Source organism: Acinetobacter soli (assembly GCF_018139125.1).
GTDB classification, from domain to species: Bacteria; Pseudomonadota; Gammaproteobacteria; order Pseudomonadales; family Moraxellaceae; genus Acinetobacter; species Acinetobacter soli.
This window is the reverse complement of record NZ_CP073241.1, coordinates 3,054,515-3,073,529: the sequence shown is the minus strand read 5'-3', so window position 1 is coordinate 3,073,529 and position 19,015 is coordinate 3,054,515. Positions and strand designations below refer to the sequence as shown.

At 43.4% G+C, this 19,015-nt stretch carries 20 protein-coding genes; 10 read left to right on the top strand and 10 right to left on the bottom strand.

Annotated features, from left to right (window positions below):
- Nucleotides 1–247: 247 nt before the first annotated feature.
- Genes KCV09_RS14185 through KCV09_RS14175 form a run of 3 tightly spaced genes read right to left on the bottom strand, consistent with a single transcriptional unit; the run spans nt 248 to nt 3,074 of the window.
- Nucleotides 248–1,321, bottom strand: a complete 1,074-nt coding sequence (locus tag KCV09_RS14185; RefSeq protein WP_004945251.1) for a DUF6670 family protein — start codon at nt 1,319–1,321, stop codon at nt 248–250.
- Nucleotides 1,322–1,340: 19 nt separating this feature from the next.
- Nucleotides 1,341–2,174 (bottom strand): CDP-diacylglycerol--serine O-phosphatidyltransferase, encoded by an 834-nt coding sequence (pssA, locus tag KCV09_RS14180; RefSeq protein WP_004934670.1) that lies wholly within the window; start codon nt 2,172–2,174, stop codon nt 1,341–1,343.
- Between the two features lie 42 nt (nt 2,175–2,216).
- Complete coding sequence (locus KCV09_RS14175; RefSeq protein ID WP_004934667.1) at nt 2,217–3,074, bottom strand: 23S rRNA (adenine(2030)-N(6))-methyltransferase RlmJ; 858 nt, start codon at nt 3,072–3,074, stop codon at nt 2,217–2,219.
- A 112-nt stretch (nt 3,075–3,186) separates the two neighbouring features.
- Here KCV09_RS14175 and KCV09_RS14170 point away from each other — a divergent pair, with 112 nt between their 5' ends.
- Both KCV09_RS14170 and KCV09_RS14165 read left to right on the top strand, forming a co-directional pair.
- Entirely contained in the window at nt 3,187–3,795 is a 609-nt protein-coding gene (locus KCV09_RS14170; protein ID WP_151815448.1) for a 2OG-Fe(II) oxygenase, read from the top strand.
- A gap of 87 nt (nt 3,796–3,882) precedes the next feature.
- On the top strand, nt 3,883–4,410 hold the full coding sequence (locus tag KCV09_RS14165; protein WP_004934656.1) for a hypothetical protein: 528 nt from the start codon (nt 3,883–3,885) through the stop codon (nt 4,408–4,410).
- A gap of 31 nt (nt 4,411–4,441) precedes the next feature.
- Here the strand turns inward: KCV09_RS14165 and KCV09_RS14160 are convergent, their stop codons facing one another.
- The 4 genes from KCV09_RS14160 to KCV09_RS14145 form a co-directional block, all read right to left on the bottom strand.
- Entirely contained in the window at nt 4,442–4,687 is a 246-nt protein-coding gene (locus KCV09_RS14160; protein WP_004934654.1) for a DUF2789 family protein, read from the bottom strand.
- Nucleotides 4,688–4,838: 151 nt separating this feature from the next.
- Entirely contained in the window at nt 4,839–5,825 is a 987-nt protein-coding gene (locus KCV09_RS14155) for a malate dehydrogenase (RefSeq protein ID WP_004934651.1), read from the bottom strand.
- A 178-nt stretch (nt 5,826–6,003) separates the two neighbouring features.
- Nucleotides 6,004–6,669 (bottom strand): ribonuclease T2, encoded by a 666-nt coding sequence (locus KCV09_RS14150; RefSeq protein ID WP_004934648.1) that lies wholly within the window; start codon nt 6,667–6,669, stop codon nt 6,004–6,006.
- Between the two features lie 37 nt (nt 6,670–6,706).
- Nucleotides 6,707–8,623: a lytic transglycosylase domain-containing protein gene (locus tag KCV09_RS14145; protein ID WP_227264942.1), complete on the bottom strand. Its 1,917-nt coding sequence runs from the start codon at nt 8,621–8,623 to the stop codon at nt 6,707–6,709.
- Between the two features lie 318 nt (nt 8,624–8,941).
- Between KCV09_RS14145 and miaB the strand changes: the two genes are divergently transcribed.
- The 7 genes from miaB to KCV09_RS14110 all read left to right on the top strand — a co-directional run bounded on the left by miaB (nt 8,942) and on the right by KCV09_RS14110 (nt 15,386).
- Entirely contained in the window at nt 8,942–10,393 is a 1,452-nt protein-coding gene (gene miaB / locus KCV09_RS14140; protein ID WP_004934643.1) for a tRNA (N6-isopentenyl adenosine(37)-C2)-methylthiotransferase MiaB, read from the top strand.
- A 41-nt stretch (nt 10,394–10,434) separates the two neighbouring features.
- A complete protein-coding gene (locus KCV09_RS14135) occupies nt 10,435–11,517 on the top strand; it encodes a PhoH family protein (protein ID WP_004934640.1) in 1,083 nt (360 codons plus the stop codon).
- 83 nt (nt 11,518–11,600) lie between these two features.
- Nucleotides 11,601–12,083, top strand: coding sequence for an rRNA maturation RNase YbeY (gene ybeY, locus KCV09_RS14130; protein WP_004934638.1), 483 nt, complete (start codon nt 11,601–11,603; stop codon nt 12,081–12,083).
- A 469-nt stretch (nt 12,084–12,552) separates the two neighbouring features.
- Nucleotides 12,553–13,236, top strand: a complete 684-nt coding sequence (locus KCV09_RS14125; RefSeq protein WP_004934635.1) for a hypothetical protein — start codon at nt 12,553–12,555, stop codon at nt 13,234–13,236.
- A 156-nt stretch (nt 13,237–13,392) separates the two neighbouring features.
- Nucleotides 13,393–14,109, top strand: coding sequence for a DUF3108 domain-containing protein (locus tag KCV09_RS14120; RefSeq protein ID WP_004934628.1), 717 nt, complete (start codon nt 13,393–13,395; stop codon nt 14,107–14,109).
- Between the two features lie 145 nt (nt 14,110–14,254).
- Nucleotides 14,255–14,830 carry a xanthine phosphoribosyltransferase gene (locus KCV09_RS14115; protein WP_004934626.1) on the top strand — a complete coding sequence of 192 codons (576 nt, stop codon included), beginning with the start codon at nt 14,255–14,257 and terminating at the stop codon, nt 14,828–14,830.
- Nucleotides 14,831–14,999: 169 nt separating this feature from the next.
- Nucleotides 15,000–15,386, top strand: a complete 387-nt coding sequence (locus KCV09_RS14110) for a hypothetical protein (protein ID WP_004934624.1) — start codon at nt 15,000–15,002, stop codon at nt 15,384–15,386.
- On the opposite strand, the gene KCV09_RS14105 is transcribed toward KCV09_RS14110, so the two are convergent.
- Both KCV09_RS14105 and wrbA read right to left on the bottom strand, forming a co-directional pair.
- On the bottom strand, nt 15,381–16,025 hold the full coding sequence (locus KCV09_RS14105; protein ID WP_212515294.1) for a LysE family translocator: 645 nt from the start codon (nt 16,023–16,025) through the stop codon (nt 15,381–15,383). The genes KCV09_RS14110 and KCV09_RS14105 overlap by 6 nt on opposite strands.
- Before the next feature lie 73 nt (nt 16,026–16,098).
- Nucleotides 16,099–16,695, bottom strand: a complete 597-nt coding sequence (wrbA, locus tag KCV09_RS14100; RefSeq protein ID WP_025095654.1) for an NAD(P)H:quinone oxidoreductase — start codon at nt 16,693–16,695, stop codon at nt 16,099–16,101.
- A gap of 116 nt (nt 16,696–16,811) precedes the next feature.
- Here wrbA and KCV09_RS14095 point away from each other — a divergent pair, with 116 nt between their 5' ends.
- The gene (locus KCV09_RS14095) at nt 16,812–18,056 is read left to right on the top strand and encodes a YihY family inner membrane protein (RefSeq protein ID WP_004934611.1); all 1,245 of its coding nucleotides are present in this window, start codon (nt 16,812–16,814) and stop codon (nt 18,054–18,056) included.
- An 8-nt stretch (nt 18,057–18,064) separates the two neighbouring features.
- On the opposite strand, the gene KCV09_RS14090 is transcribed toward KCV09_RS14095, so the two are convergent.
- Nucleotides 18,065–18,979: a LysR family transcriptional regulator gene (locus KCV09_RS14090; protein ID WP_004934610.1), complete on the bottom strand. Its 915-nt coding sequence runs from the start codon at nt 18,977–18,979 to the stop codon at nt 18,065–18,067.
- Nucleotides 18,980–19,015 lie beyond the last annotated feature (36 nt).

Genomic DNA, 19,015 nt, shown 5'->3' with positions numbered 1-19,015 from the left:
GCTAGGTCGGCTATGTTACTCTAAATCTCTTCAAAGTCAACAGGTAATTTCGATATTTTTAAAACTTTATCTTTAAACCCACAACCTAACCACTCAAGCCAAGTTACTGTTTTTCAACAAGTTTCTATCTGCATCACCGCCGATGGATGTGCATTCTACACCATCCCCATTCCTTTACAACCCCTTTCGCCTTTCTTTTTTTTCAAGCGAACAGTTTTTGTTCGAAATTATGATTTTCGGTTTATTTTTAATCTTTTTTTAGTATACAAGGCTGAATTTCAGTGTTTTTAAGCTCTAATAATGCACTTTGATCTTTTTCTTGCCAGTGTAACGGCCGCATATCGATGTATTCGATATACCCAGCTTCGCCCTTGTAATGTTGATTGTTATAAATCGCATTGAATTGAAAGCTTCCGGCATAACCTGCTGCCAAACCGAATTTAAAATCGCCTCGACTCTTTCCTTTGACCTCTAATAACAAACAGTCTTTCACATATACCTGCCATAAGAACTCACGCGGCAAATACATTTCTTTAAAATTGGGGGTCGTTACTTTTGGATAGACACGCTGTATCTGAAAAAACACATTGTCTTTATAGCTTTCTACACGGCCATCCAAATTCCGTAAATCGGCGCGTGAATAAATAATCTGGTTCCATTGATTGCGTACTTGAGTCAAAAGTACCTGTAACTGATCAGTCAAATTCAAAACATGATGAGTAAAGAAACAAACGGGCATATAAGGCAAATGCGCAGAGCGTGCATATTCAAAACTCCCCATGCCCTGCACCTCATAGCAGTGATTTTCAAACATCACGCGCCCTTGGCACCAGCACAAAAGCGACCAGTGTTCAAACACGCCCCACTTTAAAGGAGTGTAGTGTGACAGTACATTAACAGTATGTACTTTCAAATCTACACTTAAAGCAGAGTCGGTTCGTTTAAAGTGAAAATCTGGGAAATAGCCTTGAATAACGTCTTGCTGATCAAAATTAAATGCGTCAGATCTAAAATGACATTGTTCTGAAATGGAATAGGATTTGAGTTGACCTGCCAGATGCGGACTCGAACTGACAAAAACCGATGCGGTATCTAGCGCTTTGTGTTTGAGAATATTTTTATTGTATAAAATCGGAATTTTCGCCTGACCGATCAGGCTCATGAAATTGATGTAGTGTAGCGGTGCGGGTAAGCCCGGCAAAATCAGACCCTGATAAATCAACTTAAAACGCCCTTTGGGCGGATGATATGCCAAGGTCCGTTGTCGGGAGTGAGGACTCAGTTGCATCGATGGATTAAATGGTGTCATCAACATCTGCATACTCAACCTCACTTCGAATTTATGTCTTGGTGACTGAAGCCTGTTTTCGAGCAAATAAAGTGGTCACAAAACCAGATAATGCATAAACCAGTGATACCACTAAAATACCCATAGGAATATTATACGTGATTGCTGCAAAAATTAGCACCACTGGCAACATCACGGCAAATGGAACGCGTTTACGATCCATCTCTTTAAACGAATAATATTTAATATTCGAGATCATGAGCAAGGCTACAACCACCATATAAACCGCATATCCGATTTGAACGGCGATATCTCGCACATCAAAGATAAACGGATAATCACGACTGACCCAAACCAATGAAATCACAAGAATGGCCGCTAGAGGACTGGCAATACCAATAAAATAACGTTTATCGACTACACCAATTTGAACGTTGAAGCGTGCCAGACGAAATGCGGCACATGCTGTATAAATAAAACAACAGGCCAGCCCGATTCGACCCAAATCATGCAGACTCCAACTGTACATCAGCATTGCTGGTGCAACACCAAAAGCCAGTAAGTCGGATAAAGAATCGTATTGTTCACCAAAAGCACTTTGCGCACCAATCGCACGCGCCACTCGTCCGTCTAGACCATCGAGCAATGCTGCCAGAAAAATGGCATACACTGCGTGAACGAAATCGCCATTAAAACTTGCAATGATCGAATAAAACCCCGACAGCAATGCTGCCGTGGTAATCAAATTGGGCCAGAGATAAATGCCACGGCGTTTAACTTTCTGACCTTCATTGGTGTGCTCTTCTTCGACCACTTCAAAAGTGATGCCGTCAAATCCATGCTCGTCTGACTTGGAGTCATTTTCAAGTTTTGGTGTATTTGTCATTGTTATGTATTCCCAAGAATCCTCTCGCTTAGATGCCGCGTATTATTCGCCAACCAACCAGCGCACTGCCGCGTGTCCACCTGTCTCTTGCATACGCAAATGTGGAAATAACCACTGTAATGCTTGATCCGCTTGCTCTGAGAACTGCCAAGGTGGGTTGATCACCAATAATCCACATCCATTTAAACCGACTGGTGTATCGTCAGGCCATACGCAAATTTCGCAAATCAATTGACGACGAATGCCGGTTTTCATCATTTTCTTTTCAAAACGATCAATCATGGCGCGGTCTTTGATTGGATACCATACCGCAAAAACGCCTGTCGGCCATTTTTTGTAGGCTTCACACAACAGCTCGACCAATTGCGGAAAGTCTTTACGCTCTAGCTCGTAAGGTGGATCGATCATCACCAAGCCACGTTTTTCTTTGGGTGGAATCACGGCAAGCAAGCCTTCGTAAGCGTCGCGCTCATGTAAGCCAGCACGCTTGTCACGAATGTTGTCGCGTAACTGCTGAAAAACATCACGCTGCATTTCAAATACAGTGGCTTTATCAGTCTCGCGCATACCTTGAAGTGCAAACCAAGGCGAACCCGGATATGTTCCCCGCCCTTCTTCAGCGCGAAGTGCTTCAACGAGTTTTAGATACTGCTGAACGCCTTCAGGTGCTTGACGCTTTTCCATATCGCCCAATTGAACCAGACGATGAATACCGGTTAGAAACTCACCCGACTTCTGCGCAGGTGCAAGTGACAAGTCGTATTTTCCCGCCCCACCATGCGTATCGATGTATCGATATGGCTTATCTTTGGCATTTAATTTTGTCAAAAGTTGTAGCAGGAGCACATGCTTCATTACATCCGCAAAGTTGCCCGCATGAAAATGGTGACGATAATTCATCTTTCAAATAATTCCTCAAATCAGCGGCTATATTAGCATGAAAAAACTTACTTACGTGTCGATCGGATGTTTTAGAATACTTCAGAGTATTGATTTTTAGTTTTGAGAATGTATGCAACCCGAGTATTCAAATTGTGAATTTGACCTGAATCGTGTGCTCGATGATCTTAATTTTAAAGGCTTTAGCCTGATCGATCAGTTGCATCCATCGAGCTTGATGCAAGAACTAACCAACGAATGCACCCAGCATTTGAATGCGTTTCGTGAAGCACAGATTCAAAATGGCGTGGTGAGCCAGATTCGTAGTGATCATATTTTATGGATTGATGACCAACTTCCTATCGCACAAAAACACATCGATGTATTACACGCTTTAGGACAAGAGATTAATCGCGCTTTTTATACTGGGATACAAAATATTGAAGCGCACTACGCACGCTACAATGCTGGTGAATTTTATGCGCTGCACCGAGATAACCCGCAGCAAAAAAATCATCGCGTGATTTCAAGCGTCTATTATTTACATCAAACATGGCAAGACAGTTGGGGTGGACAACTTCGTCTTGAAGATAAAAATGGCGAGTGGCATATCATTCAGCCACGACCTAATCGCTTAGTAATCTTTCAAAGTGACTTGTTGCATGAGGTGTTAATGTCTCATCAGCAGCGACTATCCATTACCGCTTGGCTGCGAAGTGCAAGTAGCGCTTGGTCAAACTGAAGTCATATCGATCACCAATATTACCTTGGGTCTTTTAAACGATAAATCTACCCTCATTAATGTCATAAGAATCTCGAGGATCAATATATGTCTGATACAAGCAAAATGATTGTAGAACGAATTGGAGAAACGGATCAGCGTTATCTTGACGGCAACTCTCCTGAGCTTGCATTGGAGCGAGGTGATCTGCGACTACAACTGGTCACTTTAAGTCATAATCGCCAAGAGCGACTGCATTTTTTACACGAAGCGATTGCCATTTTAGAGCAGTCACGCGTGGAGTTTGAGGAAATGCCGATGTCGATGTATATCGACCTGTCATTGCAACTGGCAAAAGCCTATATGGTTTATTTTGAATTAAGCCAAGACAACAAATTTGCGCTCATTACCCAGCAAATTTTAAAGCCGCTCGCACATTTAAATCATGGTGACGTGTATTTCTTTTTGGCTTATGCGTCTATAGTCAAAAACGAGCTGGCCTTCACACGCCACTGGCTCGACAAATACATAAAGAGTGAACAGCTGGATCTTGAATTGCTGCAACAGCACAGCGCATTTAATTCAGTACGTTCGCTTGATTGGTTCAAAGCTTTGATACATTCAAAAACCCACTAATCAATTTCCAGCTTCGAGCTAAGACTATAACTTAAGATGAATGCGCCTCAACATGCAATTGTTGATTGAGCTCATCGACCACAATGGCCCATTCATCATCTTTTTCCCAGTGACTCTCTAGAAACTGGCGTTGTCCAGCCGACCAGAATTCGGCCTCATGAAGTTTAGTTTCAGCAGCAATCTGGTGAGTTTGAATAAATTGCTCGATAGCCTCCGGGGTTGCTTCCAAGCCCAATTGTTCAAACAGTAGTTCTAATGTAGGTTGTGACTCAAACATGCTGACATCCTCTTTTAAATCATATTGTTATATATTCAATATAAACAATACGATTTGAGTTTTCCGTTTGAGCGATGTGTGTTCTTGTGAGTGTTTGTATGAGCATAAAAAAAGCACTTCATAAGAAGTGCTTTTTTTATGCGAGGGTGAATTATTTCACCATGTCTGCAATTGCAGCACGCTCTTCTTCAAGTTCATTCAACGTGAAGTTGATGCGTTCACGGCTGAACTCGTCGATTTCAAGACCTTGAACAATTTTGTATTCGCCATTTTCACACGTCACAGGGAAACCAAACATTACGCCTTCTGGAATACCGTATGAACCGTCAGATGGAATACCCATCGTCACCCATTTGCCGTTTGTACCCAACGCCCAATCACGCATGTGATCGATCGCTGCGTTTGCAGCAGATGCAGCAGATGATAAACCACGTGCTTCGATGATCGCAGCACCACGTTTACCTACTGTTGGAAGGAACACGTCTTTGTTCCAAGCCGCATCGTTGATCTTGTCTTTTAGGCTTTCACCATTTGCAGTTGCAAAACGATAGTCTGCATACATGGTTGGTGAGTGGTTGCCCCATACTGTCATGTTTTCGATGTCAGATACAGCAACGCCCGCTTTTTGCGCAAGCTGGGTCAAGGCACGGTTGTGGTCAAGACGTAGCATGGCAGTGAAGTTTTTCGCTGGAAGATCTGGAGCAGATTTCATTGCGATGTACGCATTGGTGTTCGCAGGGTTACCTACAACCAATACCTTTACGTCACGGCTAGCAACTTCATTCAGCGCTTGACCTTGACCGATGAAAATCTCACCATTCACTTTAAGAAGGTCAGCACGCTCCATACCTGGACCACGTGGACGTGAACCCACTAACAATGCATAGTCTGCATCTTTAAATGCAACTTTTGGATCATCTGTACCGATCATACCCGCCAATAATGGGAATGCACAGTCGTCAAGTTCCATCATTACGCCTTTTAGCGCTTGTTGAGCTTTCTCAACTGGAATTTCAAGCAATTGCAAAATAACTGGTTGGTCTTTCCCTAACATTTCGCCGCTTGCGATGCGGAATAATAAGCTGTAACCAATTTGACCTGCAGCGCCAGTAACGGCAACGCGAACGGGTTGCTTCATGTAATTATCTCCAATTGAGGATCGTTAAGATGATTAAACAGTTCGTCCATTTAATCTAATAATCATAAACGGCAAAGATTGTACTCCAAACCCACAACAGTTGCATGTAAAAGAGAATGGATTTCAACAAAAGTATGATAGGAAATATGAATAAAATAACAAGGCTTTGGACCAAGGTCTAATAACTACCTTTAATGGTAAATTCTTCTGGGCAACTCGACACCACATGACTGGCACACTGCGTGTAAGCACCGCTGACCTGATAACACACCTGAACCTCGGTCAGAATGGGTTTAGAGCGCGAGCTTTGGCAGGTAAATTTGATGCCACTGGCGGGGAGCGATGGATTAAGTCTTAAAAACTGCTGTCGAATGGTATTTTTCTGCACATCTTTAGTGGTGGGGCCTGTCAGCTCAGATGGGATTTTCAAACGATCTGCAAAGTTAACAATCGTTCGGAAATATTGGCTGGCATTCATAGGCACACATCCGCCAACTCCTCGCCAGAGTTGCGTACGAGCACTCTCGTCTGGCATCAAACGGGCCACTACACTGGTTTGTATCGGAGAGAGCATGGCCGATGAATTGGTTTTACATTCGGTAATATTGCCTGTTTCTGGAATCAGGCCCATCACTGTAAGAGAATAACCTTCGAGACACTTGCGCTGTTTGCGTTTGGATGCATCTATTGAGCAGACTGCGGGTGTCATTTCAATTTGCATGACATAGCCTTGTAATCGACCAGAATCGGCGTGGACCTGTGGTGTGACGATAAGTACATAGACCCATAAACATGCGCCTATCAACCCTGCCAAATATTTGGATACAAAACTTGTTTTTTTCATCGAATCAAAACTTAACGTTATTTCAAGGAAAACCCGATTAAGGTGTACTTCGTACTGGAATAGCACGCATTCGCTGTTGCAAAGATTGCGCACCTTGCCCCAACAGAACACCATAGTGCGATGCATTGGTCATCACATGTTTTACATAGTCACGTGTTTCGGTTAACGGAATACTTTCTGTGTATTGATCTGCTGCAATCGTTTGGGTATCCGGTTGCCAACGTCGTGCCCGATTCGGGCCTGCATTATAGCCTGCCGTCGCTAAAACGGCATTGCCACTCAGCTGATTCTGAATCATGGACAAGTAAAAGGTACCATATCGAATATTGGTATTCATATCGGTTAAGGCCGCCGGATTGTAGGTTTCTCCCATCTGACGCGCAACCAGTTTGGCGGTATCAGGCATGATCTGCATCAAGCCTCCTGCACCAACATGAGAACGCGCAGAAGTCACAAAGCGGCTTTCCTGACGCATTAAACCGTATGCCCACGCCGGATCAATACCTGCATTTTGGCTATGGTTCACCACCGTCACCTGATGCGGCATAATATAACGATAACCATAATTGTGCTTGCTTACTGTACGGTCTGCGGCATAAATCGCACGATCATACCAGCCCATTTCTTGGGCACGCTGTGCAGCTGCAAGCAATAAACCATCGTCGTTACGCAAATAAGCCTGACGAACAGCCCAGTTCCACTCACGATTGACATAATTGTCTGGTGCATTGATACGGCGCAGTGTAAATGCACGATTAAAATGAATATCTCGGCGTAAACGATCGAGGTCGCTGGCGGTGGCTTGCGCATACGGCGGAATATTACTGTAGCGCTCACCCAAACGGTCTTTGGCAAGCAAATTGTGATAGTCATCGCCAGATTGCGCCAGCTTACGATAGATTTGCTGGGCTGTTGCCTTGGCATTTGAATCATTGCGCTGCTCAGAGGCGCGTGCAAGCCAGTATTGCCAGCGATCTTCTTGCTTTTGCGCCACCGACATACTATCAATCGCGCGAATCACACTTTCCCATGCCCCAAAACGAATTGCCTGTCGTGCGTAAATTTCGGCTTCTTCTGGGCTAAACGGGTAACCGTAACTCATGTCAAACAAGGTCAATACATCGCGGTTAAAGTTATTTTTCATCACCGTGGTGCCGCCAATATAGGCGACAGTGCGATAAAGATATTTCTGAACGTCTGCTGGCGTGCCTTCGGCGTTGCGTCGAACCGAAGCCAGCGCACCGTTTAGGTCAGTATCTGCCAAACGGCCTGTTGCATAAATGAGATAAGCATAATCGGCATCGTTGTTTTTAGGTGCCGACCATAAATAGTTCTGTGGTGCCGCCTGAATCTGATTGAGCTGCGCTAAAGATAAATTCACGCCAATGGTCTGTGCAGTACTGAGCGCCAACCCGGACTGACCCGCACGCAACTGCCCCCACAAACGCTGTTTTTTATCCTGAGTGGTCATCAGTGGACTTGAAAGCATCATACGCCCCAAACCGTTACATAAATCTGGCTGGGTATTTGTCGTGAGCCAAACATCTTTGTATTCGGCAAAAACCAGATCATCGCCCGCTTTGGCACGTACTTGTGCCAGCGCACAGCTTTCTGCACGATCGGGATTGGTCACATACGGCACCACACTTTGCGGACTAACATAGTCGCCAAGTTTGACTTTTTCTTCGACATAATCTGCAGAAAGCTTTTCTGCCATGGCAGACTGTGGATAGCGCTGGGCAAAAGCAACAATATTCGCGGGTGGTTGTAACACCAGATTGGTATTGAGTTTCCAGTACTCGGGGTAGTAACCCAAAACATCATTTTGCATGGACAGCTGATACTGCTCTAACAGTACGGTGTCGCCAGCACTGGCGGCACGGAGCGCATCGTTAAACTGTTCTTCGGCAGCAAAAACGGTAGAGCCTGACAACGTAGCCAAACTTCCGAGCATACTCAAGCGAATCAGCCGGCGATTTAGAAGCGTTGCAAGTAATGATTTGCTGTTTTTATTCCATGCCATAGATGCTTTTTTTCAAACCCCAACATTCGGTATGCAGTGCTAGTGTAATTATTCTTCATGCATCCTACTGTTGTGTTATGTAACCTTCTGATTCACCAAAATTAATCATGATTATATTTTAACTGGAAAATCAATACGTATTGTGCCCGATTTAATTTGCTATCTTTTGTGCAATTACTGCTACAATTGCGGCCTTTCAAAGTGCGTAGTTAAAATACGTGCGTTATCCCGTTTGTTTTAGGAGCCTACATGACGGTTCAAACCTTCATTCCAAATGGTGCCAAAGCTGCCTCAGAAAACACTGTTACCCAGCCAACGCACACCCCTGATGTTTCAATTAAAAAACTGTATATTGAAACTCAAGGGTGTCAGATGAATGAGTATGACAGTCACCGTATGGCAGATCTTCTCGGCGACTCTCACGGTTATGTGTTGACGCAAGATCCCAAAGAAGCCGACATTTTGCTAATGAACACCTGTTCGATTCGTGAAAAAGCGCAGGAAAAAGTATTTAGTGAATTGGGGCGCTGGCGCAAGCTAAAAGATAAAAATCCAGAGCTGATTATTGGCGTGGGTGGCTGCGTAGCCTCTCAAGAAGGCGACAATATTCAAAAACGCGCGCCATATGTCGATATGGTCTTTGGTCCACAAACCTTGCATCGTTTGCCACAGATGTTAGATCAGTATCAAGATCAGATTGAAAAACCTAAAAAAGACAAAATCAAGCTGGTGGATATTTCCTTTCCAGATATCGAGAAATTCGACTTTTTGCCTGAACCGCGAGTTGAGGGCTTTAAAGCATTTGTTTCGATTATGGAAGGCTGCTCAAAATACTGTTCGTTTTGTGTAGTGCCGTATACGCGTGGCGAAGAAGTGTCGCGCCCACTCGACGACGTTCTGGCTGAAATTGCGGGTCTGGCCGAAAAAGGCGTGCGTGAAATCTCGCTCCTTGGTCAAAATGTAAACGGTTATCGCGGCGAAACATTCGACGGCGGGATCTGCACCTTCCCTGAATTGTTACGACTCGTTTCAGAAATCCCGGGCATAGGTCGCTTGCGCTATACCACATCGCATCCACTTGAGTTTTCAGAAGATCTTATCCAGTGCTACCGTGATTTACCGCAAATGGTCTCGCACCTGCATTTACCTGTTCAAAGTGGTTCAAATGCAGTTTTACAAGCCATGAAACGCAACCACACCATTGATGTGTATATCGAGAAAATTGCCAAGCTACGTGCTGTTCGCCCCGATATGCATCTCTCTAGTGATTTTATCATTGGCTTTCCGGGTGAAACCGATGAGCACTTCGAAGAAACTTATCAGTTTATCAAAGACTTGGATTTTGATCATTCGTATAGTTTTGTTTACTCAAAACGCCCGGGAACACCGGCTGCCGAGCTTGAAGATACGACCTCTGAAGATGTGAAAAAAGAGCGATTGGCCAAGGTGCAACACTGGATCAAACAATCGAGTATCCGTAAGACCGATGCTATGAAAGGCACGATACAGCGGGTTTTAATTGAGAAAGTATCTGATAAAGATCCGAATCTTTTACTCGGCACAGCGGACAATACCCGTATGGTCACTTTTATTGGTGATGCAGCATGGGTGGGGCGTTTTGCAGAAATCGAGATTACCGAAATTAAAACTTTAAATTTAGTTTACGGTGAGCTCTTGAATCTTGAGCCTGACGTGGCGTAATGTAAGGGTACTAGAACAAAGGCTACAAAAAGGATAATTCTTTGACTGCAGCGATTCGACGTACCGTTAATTTTCCCGGCGTTTCAATGACCCGTTTAAAAAGCATGCTTGGTGCATACAACGGTCATTTGAAGCAGATTGAACAGCGTTTAGATGTACAAATTACTCATCGTGGTGACGCGTTCTACATCGATGGTGACATTGATGCAGTCGAGCGAGCTGAGTCCCTGCTCCAGCGTCTTTACGACGAATCTGAAATTTCCGATCAGATCAGTGCCGATATTTTGCACCTTATGATTCAAGGCAGCCAGACAGATCGAGAACTGATGGATGATGCAAATCAGGAACATACAGGTCTTGATAATGTCTGGTTACAGACCCCAAAAGGTCGTATCAATCCACGCGGAACCAATCAAAAACGTTATGTGCAGCGTATTTTACAAAGCGATATTTCGTTTGGGATCGGACCTGCGGGAACAGGTAAAACCTATCTTGCGGTAGCTGCGGCCGTCGATATGCTAGAACGCAATGAAATTCAGCGCATTCTACTGGTTCGACCTGCAGTTGAAGCAGGTGAAAAACTGGGTTTCTTGCCGGGTGATCTGGCACAGAAAATCGATCCGTACTTACGTCCCTTGTATGATGCGCTTTACGAAATGCTCGGTTTTGAAAAAGTGGCCAAGCTGATCGAACGTCAAGTCATTGAGGTGGCACCACTGGCGTATATGCGCGGTCGTACACTGAATCATTCCTTTGTTATTCTGGACGAAGCCCAGAATACCACACCAGAACAGATGAAAATGTTCCTGACCCGCTTAGGGTTTGGTTCACGCGCGGTCATCACTGGCGACATCACTCAGGTGGATTTGCCTCGCGGTCAGCAGTCGGGTCTGGCACACGCTTTACGCGTGCTGGAGCCGGTTAAAGAAATTCACATTACGCGTTTTCACTCGCGTGACGTGGTCCGTCATCAATTGGTTCAGAAGATTGTTGAGGCCTATGAAGGCTGGGATTCTGAACAAAATCGCTTAAGTTCTGAAGCACGCGCTGAACGTAAAGCGCGACAGGAAGCCTTAATGAGTGAACATGATGCCGCTGCGGATGCCCAGCATCAGGAAGCTTAAGTTATAGCTCTTGTAACGATTTTAACAACACACTTAAATCAGGGGATTGCCATGCTTTCCCCTATTTTTATGAAGGTAATATTTTGAAACTCAATCTTAGTTTGCAAGACGATGTGCAATCGCCCGATTTAATTTTGAAACGAGCTCCGCTTAAAAAAGCCATCGAAATGACATTGCGTCATGTCGATGTGCAGTCGGATTGTGAAATTGGGATTGCCTGTGTCGATCATGAGGAAAGTCATCGCCTCAACCTCGAGTATCGCGGTAAAGATAAATCCACTAATGTGCTGTCTTTTCCAAGTGACTTTCCAGAGGACATTTTACCGTTACTCGATGCGCGTCCACTGGGTGATCTGGTGATCTGTATTCCAGTGGTTTTGCAAGAAGCCATTGATCAAAAAAAAGCGGCCTATGATCATTTTATGCATATGCTGGTACATGGCACCTTGCATTTACTCGGCTATGATCATGAAATAAGTGAAGAAGATGCCGAGGAAATGGAGGCACTTGAAATTGAAATTTTGGCTAAACTCGGCTTGGCCAATCCGTATCTCGAACAAGATTAACTGTTCGCTGATCTGTTCCCCATTTTAATGACCGCAAATGCGGTCTTTTTGATGCTGTCTTGGCTGATTGCGTATCCGCTTATATTAATTTTTATTCCATTGGCCAAAAAATGTTGATAATGATTGTGCATACTCCTAAAGATTCACTCGATGGCTAGATCGAGAAACAACATCTCTTTTTTATGTGCAAAATCCTATTGAAACATTGAATGATCAAATAATCTTATATAAAGCAAATATATCTGAATTGTTAACTCGATCACAAAATATTGCATCGTAAGACGAAAAAAGTCGTTATCATAACACTTGTAATTTGTGCACAAATGTAATCAACTTTAAAGGGAATTGCGCACCCGCTCAATTTAAAAAAATTAGACTTCTCCTGAAACTGAAATGTGTGATTTGCGAATTTTCTGATTTGTAATTTCTGATCATTTCAATGTGTTCAACTTTATTTTGGAACGCTTTTATGCCAACAATTCTGTCATCGATTGCTAAACAGCTTCAGCGAGTCTATCGTAAAGCTGAAGACTTCATTGAAGAAGAACGTGAATTTCCACTCTCTCAGGTTTTTCTCAATGCAACGTTTAAACGCTATGTGACAGACAATGTTGAAATTCTTGAAGATCTGCATGCCGATTTATATAACGACTGGTTACGCCTGTATGCCACATTAAATGTGAAGGGCTTACATACTACACTTTCAGTCGACTTAAAACTCATTCAGATGGAGCTGAACAAAGAGCTGCAATTGATTGTTTTTGAACAAATTAGTGACACGCAAATCGTCACAGCCACCTACAAGAATATCTTTCAGAAATTTGCAGTGAAATCAGCGCTCTTTTTCTATCAAAAAGTCCTTAAAAAAGACCCACTGGGTGTAATTTTAGAAAAATTTGATGTGGTTAAAGTACGTGATGATTTGCTGTATCTGGATTTAAACCGCTGGTTAGGTAAAAATCGTAAAATTATTGAAACATTAGCCAAAGTACACGTGAATCATGCAGTATTACGCGATGCAGAACTGGTCATCATGGGCAATGTGAATTTGATGGCTCTCTTTAGCAAATCTGAAGATGAATATGACGAAATTGATGAAGAACTCGATATCGCCGAAACTGAAATCACGCCCATCAAACAAAAAGAAGATTAAATCGCCAACTTAGCACACCGTTTCATCCGCTTCTTTTACAGAACGTGATCGAATATTGGCATTTTCTTCATGATCTCGTGGCATCATCATGATTGGTTTTAATTGATTGTTCTCAGGTACAATCTTGTTTATTTTAAAAACGATAAGGATCTCTGTATGGCAAATCATGTAACGAAAACCTTAACTTTTGCAGCAGGACTTTCTAGTGCCCTGTTGTTTGCGGGGTTCTCTACACATACCCTCGCCATGAGTCCATTTCAGGCCAACTATCAATTTACCTACAACGGTAAAAACCTCGGTTCTGCAACACGAAGCTTGACTCAGCAAAGTGGTAACAACTGGACCTACAATTTCTCTGCAAAAGCAGGCGCCATTGCATCTGCAAGCGAAACCAGTAAATTTAACTGGTCAAACGGTAAAATTACCTCGCAGCAATTTAATCGTACCAGTAAAATTCTGGTGCATAGCAACACCATGAACATTAACTTTAATCCATCAAGTAAAATGATCAACACGCAAAAAGACGATAAAAAGCGTTCATTTGCATGGCAACAAGGTGTACTCGATGAACTCAATGCCGAATTGCAAATTCGTGAAGACTTGCAAGGCTCAGGCTTAAAATCGACCTATCCGATTGCAGATGCTAAAGGCATTGATACGCGTCGTTTTGTCAAACAGGGTACCGAATCGATCAAAACACCTTATGGTACCTATAACACCATTAAAGTGGTCATTCAGCATGATAAAGCGGAAAAAAGTACCATTTTCTGGTTGGCACCGAAGCTCGATTACTTACCTGTAAAAGTGAGCCATATCGATGGTAAAACCTCTTATGGGCTATTATTGACGAGCTATACCGGTAAAACCAACTAGTCGTTCAGTTGAATATTCTCTTTATAAAGACAAGCCATTTTTGACTAAGTGATCAACTTTTTTGTCGATTTTGGCTTGCATTTTTTCAGATGCTTTTTAAAATACGCTTTTGCTTGAAAAAGCATCCGTCCTAGAGGATTCTCCTGTGTACGCACTAGAACAGAAAATCTTAACTGAAGGCATCGTTCTATCTGATCAGGTGTTGAAAGTTGATGCGTTCTTAAATCACCAAATCGATCCTGTCCTTATGCAACAGATTGGTAAAGAGTTTGCTGCGCGATTTAAAGATACAGGGATCACCAAGATTGTTACGATTGAAGCATCAGGGATTGCCCCAGCCGTGATGGCGGGTCTTGAACTGTCAGTGCCTGTCATTTTTGCGCGTAAATATCAATCGTTGACACTCAAAGATGATCTTTATCGCTCGAAGGTATTTTCGTTTACCAAACAAGTTGAAAGCACCATTGCCATTTCAAACAAGCACATCAGTTCAACTGATAAAGTTCTGGTGATTGATGACTTTTTGGCCAATGGTCAAGCTGCTTTGGGTCTTATCGATTTGATCCATCAAGCCAGTGCTGAAATTATTGGTGTGGGTATTGTGATTGAAAAATCCTTCCAGCCAGGTCGTGATCTTTTGCTTGAGAAAGGGTATCGTGTTGAGTCTTTGGCACGTGTTGCCTCGCTCGAAAACGGCACTGTGACATTTGTGAAAGAATAAGACATTTACAACTGAGTTTTAATGTCAAAAAAAGCGCTTCGGCGCTTTTTTAATGTCTGAAACATTCGATTTGACCATTTACAAGCCTACTAAACTTTTATTATTTTAATTCGTTAGAATGCAATTACCGCCCTAGCTTTTACGCACGGCCAACAGGATCTAAAAATAGATGACCGAGACTTCTTCAAACGAACAAGATAGCCCAGTGGTCTGCCCCAAATGTGGCTCGACCGAAATTGAGCAACGCAATCATGAGCAGCAAATGATACAAAAAGCCAGCGGCGTATTATTAACTTCGGCTGGTGCAGCCGCAGGTACAGTCGGCGGTGCAGCCTCTGGTGCTTCAGTGGGCGCCGCAATCGGTACTGTGGCAGGACCACTCGGTGTCATTGTAGGCGGTACGATTGGTACGTTTGTTGGTGCTATTAGTGTCGGAATTACTGGCGGCTTTTTGGGCAATCGTTTTGGTAAAAAAGCCGGCGTTGTGATTGATAAAAATATTTTTCAAGATTATCGCTGCGAAAAGTGCGGCACGCGCTTTAACCGCATTTTATAACGTATATCCGTTCCCTGCTTGGTATGAAATCAGCCAAGTTAGGGAATTATATAGACCATACGCTGCAATCAATAATAGAACCATACCGCAAATCGCCAGTATCTTAGTACTCCATATCGAATCTGATAGACGCTTAAAGCCCAAATACACCAGCGATAACGTCAGAAAATCCAGCGCAATCCAGATCACCACCAATATACTCAGGCTAATATTCAGATCAGGGTGTAAACCAATAAACTGCGGGAAAAATGAGGAAAAGAAAATAATATCCTTAGGGTTGGATATTCCCGTTAAAAAACCGCGCTGGAATCCACCCTGAACGTTCGAGGTGGTGAGGTTTTGTGCTGGTTCAAGCCGGTAAGACTTTAAAATCTCAATACCCAAGTAGGCAATATAAAGACATCCTAATAATTTAATACCTTCAAACAAAATTGCGTTGACGGTAAATAGACCCTTAAGCATCAAAATAGAAACACCGATTAAAATGAGTGAGGCCAGATTGGTGCCTAATATTGTTTTTAACGCTGCCAGATATCCTTGCTTCAGGCCTGTACTGGCTACCAGTAACATGACGGGACCAGGCGTGGCAATCATGACCAGAATACTAAAGATATACAGTGCCAAAATAAAATAATTCATCGAAATACACCATGCTGCAATGCCCTAAGCACAGGGCCTGCAGTTTTTTTAGAATATCAAGTTGTAAAGGCTGTTAATGCTGTGTGAGTTTTTTGACCGTCGTTGCCAAACGTTTCCCCATCGCTTCACACAATGTTTTTTCATCTTGGCTGAGCGCTTGATCGTGACGTGGCCCACTGACATGGCTGGCACCATATGGCGTTCCGCCAGTTTTGGTGTTAGACAGCGCCGGAAGTGAATTGGGAAGCCCTAAAATCATCATGCCATGGTGGAACAGTGGATTGAGCATACTCAGCAAGGTACTTTCCTGACCGCCATGCATCGAACCAGATGCAGTAAATACACATGCAGGTTTATCGTGCAAGGCACCATTGAGCCACAAACTGGTGGTCTGGTCCCAAAAATATTTCATTTCACTGGCCATATTCCCAAAGCGTGTAGGTGAACCCACTGCCAGTCCTGAACAGCCGGCCAAATCATCGAGTGTGCAATAGACATCTCCTGTATCTGGCACCGCAGGTTCAAGCTCACTCACAGTCGTGGTCAGATTCGGGACGGTTCTAATTTTAGTGGCAATGCCCTGTGCTTCAATACCATTGGCAATCAAATGCGCCATTTGTTGTGTCGAGCCATATTTGCTGTAATACAAGACAAGTACATAAGGTTGCATAATTTTTAAAAACTTTGTTAAAAAGAAAACTATACGATATTTGTGCGCTTTTTTGGCTAAGCTTTAACACTGAAACTGAAGAAACATCATGATTATAAAATTGGGGCATCATTTTTATGCTAGATCTATTTAAAAAACTACCTTTTTATGAGAAAAAATGGTTCCAATTCATTTTATTTGTGTTGAAACGTTTTGAAGCCGACCGTTGTCGCGAACAAGCGGGCTCTCTCACCTATACCACCTTATTTGCGGTGGTTCCGATGCTGACCGTTTTTTTGGTGATCATCTCTTCCATCAAGGCACTCGAACCTGCCCGTCAGCAACTGCAACAGCTGATTTACAGTAATTTTTTGCCGAAAAGTACCATTGCATTTGACCGATTACTCAATTCATTCACTGAAAAATCCAGTAATTTGACTGTCATTGGGGTGTTATTTCTGTTTATTACCACAGTGATGATGCTCAGTACCATTGAAACGGCGTTTAACCGGATCTGGCGTGTTCAGGAAACCCGCACGGGCTTGATTGGCTTTATGCGCTATTGGACCATTATTTCACTTGGACCCATTATATTGGGTAGCGCCTTCGTGATTTCATCGACCGTTGCATCGATGAATATTCTGAGCAGTAATTTTGCTGGCTATGAACTCAATGGTGCCTTTATCTTGTGGCTCATTTCTTTCGGCTTGACCATCTTGGGCTTTTTTATTCTGTATTGGACGATTCCAAATCGAACGGTACCGATGTATTCAGCTATTATTGCCGCATGTTTTAGTGCCACTATTTTTGAGTTACTCAAACATATCTTCAGCTTTCTGATGTCCAATTTTACCAGCTACGAGTTGGTCTACGGTGCTTTTGCTGCCATTCCTATTTTTCTGCTCTGGATTTTCTTGTCTTGGAATATTGTGTTGCTCGGAGTAGAAGTCAGCTATGCGCTGACCGCATTTCATTCTGAAAAAATTCAAACACGCCATCCTGTGTTAATGCTGCTCGATGTACTTGAGCTGTTTTATAAGAAACAGAAAAAGGGCGAAAGTGTGACTGATCTTGAAGCATTGGATATTTTAGGGCGCGGCGAAATTGGTCGCTGGCCAAGTTATGTGCATTTGCTTGAACAGCAAAATCTGATTAAACGCACCGATAAGGATGAATACGTATTGGTGCGTAATTTGTCGCAAGTCGACTTCTGGACCTTCTTTACCGCACTGCCTTTTGCTTTGCCCTTGCGTCAGGATGTCGGCAACATTCATCCCGATGATGAATGGATGCAAAAAATTGGCCCTGCGCTGATTGATGCCGATGATTATCTGGCGGCAAAACTTTCGATGCCCTTGTCGACTCTATTTGAAAGCAAGTGATTCGGTCTTTAGAGGTCGTGATGATTATGGTTGTGCTGCATTTTTAAAGACTGAATTAAACTGGCAAAGTTGATGGCAGGCTGCGAATGTGTATTTTTACGATACGCCAATGCCAGACTAACCATTGGCTTTGGCGGTTGTATATCGAGATACTTAACGCCGGTAATACCCAATTGTTTGGTCGAATCGGGCACCAACGATACGCCTAGATTGGCCGCAACCAATGACACAATCGAGACAATCTGCGGTGCATTCTGACCAATTTTGGGTTCAAAACCATGGCTACGACAGGCATTGGTGATGGCATCGAAAAGGCCTGCACTGATTGACGGCGGTGATAATATAAAATTATCTTGCTTGAGTGCGTTGAGTTCAATCGAGGTTTGATGAGCGAGCGGATGTCCGCTGGGTAATACAGCCAGCATCGGTTCATGCATCAGCAATTGTAAACTGAGCCCAGCGGGAACATGTTCTGGAGGGCGCACCAAGGCAATATCTAATTGGTCTTCGAGCAGGCGATCCATCAGTACCAGTGAATTGGCTTCTTCCAGTTTAAGCCTGATTTTGGGGTAATGTTGTTGAAACAAGCGAATACTTTTGGGCAAAAGCAGATTGAGCATAGACGTGCCTGTAAAACCCAGCCGCAATTGTCCTGACTCACCATTGGCCACCTGCTGTGCCAACTGCATCGCATCATTCACTCGCTGCTGAATCGGCTGCACGCTCAGCAAAAATGCCTCGCCCGCAGGGGTGAGTTCTACGCCTTGAGCAGAGCGATAAAATAACTCGGTTCCAATTTCATCTTCTAGATTTTTAATTTGCATACTGAGCGGCGGTTGACTAATTCCGAGTCGAAGCGCTGCTTTGGTAAAACTTTTTTCTTCTGCGACCACGATGAAGTAGCGAATATGTCGAAGTTCCATATATAAAAGCTATGACGTTCCCTATTTTTATATATT

Bases quoted from the DNA above. Each gene is read 5' to 3' on its own strand.
- KCV09_RS14165 (WP_004934656.1), top strand. From the start codon at position 3,883: ATGTCTGATACAAGCAAAATGATTGTAGAACGAATTGGAGAAACGGAT.
- KCV09_RS14145 (WP_227264942.1), bottom strand. From the start codon at position 8,623: ATGCTCGGAAGTTTGGCTACGTTGTCAGGCTCTACCGTTTTTGCTGCC.
- KCV09_RS14175 (WP_004934667.1), bottom strand. From the start codon at position 3,074: ATGAATTATCGTCACCATTTTCATGCGGGCAACTTTGCGGATGTAATG.
- KCV09_RS14155 (WP_004934651.1), bottom strand. From the start codon at position 5,825: ATGAAGCAACCCGTTCGCGTTGCCGTTACTGGCGCTGCAGGTCAAATT.
- KCV09_RS14110 (WP_004934624.1), top strand. From the start codon at position 15,000: ATGACCGAGACTTCTTCAAACGAACAAGATAGCCCAGTGGTCTGCCCC.
- KCV09_RS14120 (WP_004934628.1), top strand. From the start codon at position 13,393: ATGGCAAATCATGTAACGAAAACCTTAACTTTTGCAGCAGGACTTTCT.
- KCV09_RS14170 (WP_151815448.1), top strand. From the start codon at position 3,187: ATGCAACCCGAGTATTCAAATTGTGAATTTGACCTGAATCGTGTGCTC.
- pssA (WP_004934670.1), bottom strand. From the start codon at position 2,174: ATGACAAATACACCAAAACTTGAAAATGACTCCAAGTCAGACGAGCAT.
- KCV09_RS14160 (WP_004934654.1), bottom strand. From the start codon at position 4,687: ATGTTTGAGTCACAACCTACATTAGAACTACTGTTTGAACAATTGGGC.
- miaB (WP_004934643.1), top strand. From the start codon at position 8,942: ATGACGGTTCAAACCTTCATTCCAAATGGTGCCAAAGCTGCCTCAGAA.
- KCV09_RS14090 (WP_004934610.1), bottom strand. From the start codon at position 18,979: ATGGAACTTCGACATATTCGCTACTTCATCGTGGTCGCAGAAGAAAAA.
- KCV09_RS14150 (WP_004934648.1), bottom strand. From the start codon at position 6,669: ATGAAAAAAACAAGTTTTGTATCCAAATATTTGGCAGGGTTGATAGGC.
- KCV09_RS14185 (WP_004945251.1), bottom strand. From the start codon at position 1,321: ATGCAGATGTTGATGACACCATTTAATCCATCGATGCAACTGAGTCCT.
- KCV09_RS14105 (WP_212515294.1), bottom strand. From the start codon at position 16,025: ATGAATTATTTTATTTTGGCACTGTATATCTTTAGTATTCTGGTCATG.
- KCV09_RS14125 (WP_004934635.1), top strand. From the start codon at position 12,553: ATGCCAACAATTCTGTCATCGATTGCTAAACAGCTTCAGCGAGTCTAT.
- KCV09_RS14095 (WP_004934611.1), top strand. From the start codon at position 16,812: ATGCTAGATCTATTTAAAAAACTACCTTTTTATGAGAAAAAATGGTTC.
- wrbA (WP_025095654.1), bottom strand. From the start codon at position 16,695: ATGCAACCTTATGTACTTGTCTTGTATTACAGCAAATATGGCTCGACA.